The 3,146-nt window shown below is 59.4% G+C and carries 4 protein-coding genes; 2 read left to right on the top strand and 2 right to left on the bottom strand.

Features of this window, described 5'->3' with window-relative positions; genetic code table 11:
- Positions 1-1,103: NHL repeat-containing protein (locus HYZ49_11295; protein ID MBI3242868.1), on the top strand; the 1,103-nt coding region annotated here is incomplete at its 5' end.
- Between the two features lie 8 nt (positions 1,104-1,111).
- On the opposite strand, the gene HYZ49_11290 is transcribed toward HYZ49_11295, so the two are convergent.
- Both HYZ49_11290 and HYZ49_11285 read right to left on the bottom strand, forming a co-directional pair.
- On the bottom strand, positions 1,112-1,501 hold the full coding sequence (locus tag HYZ49_11290) for a HEPN domain-containing protein (protein MBI3242867.1): 390 nt from the start codon (positions 1,499-1,501) through the stop codon (positions 1,112-1,114).
- Positions 1,488-1,892, bottom strand: a complete 405-nt coding sequence (locus HYZ49_11285) for a nucleotidyltransferase domain-containing protein (protein MBI3242866.1) — start codon at positions 1,890-1,892, stop codon at positions 1,488-1,490. The genes HYZ49_11290 and HYZ49_11285 overlap by 14 nt, the downstream gene beginning before the upstream one ends.
- A 103-nt stretch (positions 1,893-1,995) precedes the next feature.
- Here HYZ49_11285 and HYZ49_11280 point away from each other — a divergent pair.
- The coding region (locus tag HYZ49_11280) for a fibronectin type III domain-containing protein (protein MBI3242865.1) at positions 1,996-3,146 on the top strand (1,151 nt) is incomplete at its 3' end.

Genomic DNA, 3,146 nt, shown 5'->3' with positions numbered 1-3,146 from the left:
TGCAGGGGGAGATCTCGCTCAAGGCCGCCGGCTCGTTTCCGGGCTTATTAGATAACGTGAGGGTCTCTGCGGGTGGGCGCGAACTCTTTCTAGAGGATTTCGAGGAATTCCCTGAGGGAGCACTGGATGGACAACTACCGCACAACTGGAAGCTCAAAGACGGGAAGGCTTTTGTCGGGCAGGGGATGCTCAATATTCTGGGCAGTGCAAAAATGACCCGTGCCGACCAAACCTGGAAAAACTTTCGCCTGGAGGCAGATCAGGCGAATACGATCGCCAAAGGTGAAAGTATCCAAATAGGAGGAGATACCTTCTCCCGTTTTTCCTTCAACCTCGCCGCGCCAACCCAACAAGCCCTCTTGAACTGGGAGTTTTCCCCTCCTGGGGAGCTGGGGCTTGAGCCGCAGGGAGACAGTCTTTCGCTGCCTATCCTGCTCATGGACTGTGTATTCTACCGCTTGAGTCTGGAGGCCCTAGATGGCGTGGTCAATGCCTCGGTGAAGGATCCCGTGCTCTGGGGGGATACGAGCGAAGGCCCGGTTGGGTACCTCTGGAGCAGCCTGGCACTGGTGGGGGACCTCCTGGCTTTTACCAGGGGGGACCAGATTTACCTCCTAACCCAAGAGGGGAAGCTAGTTTCCCAGTCCAAGTTCGCAGCTCCAGTCAGCGAGATCCGGGTTTGGCAGAACCCAAAGGATGGCGCGCCGTGGGTCGGGGTCTGTGTGCCCGATCTCGACCAGATCTTAATGGCTCGGGTTCCTGCGAGCAATCCTTCGAGCTGGCCTCGCCGCGTGTCTCCCGATCTGGGTTTCGCGATCGGTCCAGGACTGGGCTCCTCTACAGATTTTCTGTACTACCCAACTTCCTTCGCGGTGGGGCCAGACGGACGCTGCTATGTGCTGGACGCCGGCAACGCCCGGGTCGTGGTCTTTGACGCGGACAGGCAGGCTCTCACGCAGTGGGGGCACAAAGGCAGCGGCGAGGGCGAGTTCGATTTTGGCAAAAGAGCGGACCACTTCGCCGGCAGCATCGCCGTGGACAGCGAGGGGTATATCTATGTGCTGGATGTGTTCAACCAGCGGATCCAGAAGTTTGCGCCGTGAGGGAGCAACTACTTGGGCAGCAGACGCCGGCGCATAAACAGCCGCACTTTGCGGGCGGCACTCAGGACAGCTGGAACTTCCTCTGGAAGGGCATCCTGGCCTGGATAGCGAAACAGGACCGAATAGGGATCGAGTTGCAAGCAAGGCTCGCGGAGGGGCTCAAAGGATGCATCGCAGGACACCCCTAGATCCAGCAGCACTATGAGATCGTGTATTCTCGGTGGAGAAATTTTTCGACTGATGAGATATGCCTTCAAGTACTTTTCAGCGCACTGCTGGGCGTGGAAGCAGATCAGGTTGGGAAGCGGATGCCGCTTGCGGCGGTTTAAATGGACCGCGCCGGCAAAGTCCTCTTCGGCCTTGGCTATCCATTCCCGGACTTCTTCATGGACGCGCATAGAGGACCCACCCCTGCTCGACAGCCTCGCGCATAAAGGAGTCCACCCGCTTGAGGTCGCGAGCCAGCTCAGCGGGAGTACGCACGATGAGGTCTACGGGAAAAGGCCGGGGCGAGAGCAGGCGCGAGATACCCACTATGCGCTCAGCCGGCCGGGCCTCGGTATCCATGACAATCAGGAGGTCCACGTCGCTGGCCGGCCCTGGAGCACCATAGGCATGCGAGCCGAACAGGATGATCTGCTGAGGGTCGAATGCGGAGATGATCTGGTCTATAGCCTGGTGGAGCAGAGACTCGGCCACAGGAACGCCTCCCGGCAGCACACCAGGGGCGACAGATTTTCTCAGGGGAGCGGTAGTTGCTCTCCGGATTTTGGCAGAGGCAATGTTCATACACTCATCGTCGGGAAAATGGACGCCAGCAGGTCTTGAGGCAATGTAAAATGTCCTTTATACCCTGTCAAGAATTCAGCCCCAGGCTGCTGCAGGAGGAGATATGAGGCGGATTGTCTACAGTTGGTTCAAGGTGCTGGTCGCGCTGCTCCTGGCGCTGCTCTCCTGCCACGACGCCCCGCGCACCAACCCCTTTGACCCGGCCCTCACCCCGGCAGTGGAGCTGCAGGTGGCCCTCGACGACACCGCCGGCACCGCCACCCTCACCTGGACCCGGTATGAGGGACAGCAACCCTTCCGCGAGTACCGGGTGCTGCGCAAGGTGCCGGGGCTGGAAGCCGTGGATACCCTGGTGTCCATCCCGGCGGTGGAGCAGATCACCTTTGTGGACACCACCCTGGCGCCCGACACCGACTATCTCTACCGCGTGTCCGTGGTGAACAGCAGCGGTTACGCGGTTTCCTCGCAAGAAGAAGAAGCGCGGCCCTTGAGTCTGCCGAAGGTGCAGTTGCTAGAGACGCAGTTGGATTCCAGGACCGCCACCGCAGCGCTGCGGTGGACGCGCTATCAAGGACCGCGCTTCAAGGCATATCAGGTGTTGCGCCGCATAGCAGGACTGACTCCTCAGATGATCGCCGAGAAAACGGCTATCGCCGACACCTCCACGGTGGACAGCGGTCTGGTGGGGAACACCGAGTACTTCTATCAGGTGTTGGTAGTGACTGCGCGGGGGGAGGAATTGCCCAGCCAGGAGCGGAGCGGAGCCTTCCATCAACTGCTGGCCACCTGGTCGCTGGGAGCAGAGGTGCAATCTCAGGGGCGGCTCTACGTGGAGCCTGGAGATCGGATCGCAGCGCTGGTATACCGTGAGGGTAGACCGTGGATCCTCTCCTTTAATCCAGAGGGCCGATCCCTGGAAGAATGGAAGGTATCCGTTGTAGCTCCCCTCGGTGAATTTTTCAGCTATGCTGATGGAGCTACCAGTCTGAATCCAGAGGGGCAGCGATTTTTCGGGCTGAGTGTGGTTAATGATTTTGGCATCCTGTCCTTCGAACCGGACGGGCAACCCCTTGTGCAGGAACGAGCCCTGTTTACCGACGCTTTCCCCGATCTCAGCGACACGGAAAAGGAGGTGCAGGGGGAGATTTCATTCAAAAACGGCGACGCGTTTGCGGGGGGCTTCATAGATAATGTGAGGGTCTCTGCGGATGGGCGCGAACTCTTTCTAGAGGATTTCGCGGAAGTCCCTGAAGG

It is taken from the genome of Chloroflexota bacterium, assembly GCA_016197225.1.
GTDB lineage: Bacteria > Chloroflexota > Anaerolineae > Anaerolineales > VGOW01 > VGOW01.
The sequence above is the reverse complement of the archived record's forward strand: the minus strand, read 5'-3'. Positions and strand labels throughout refer to the sequence as shown.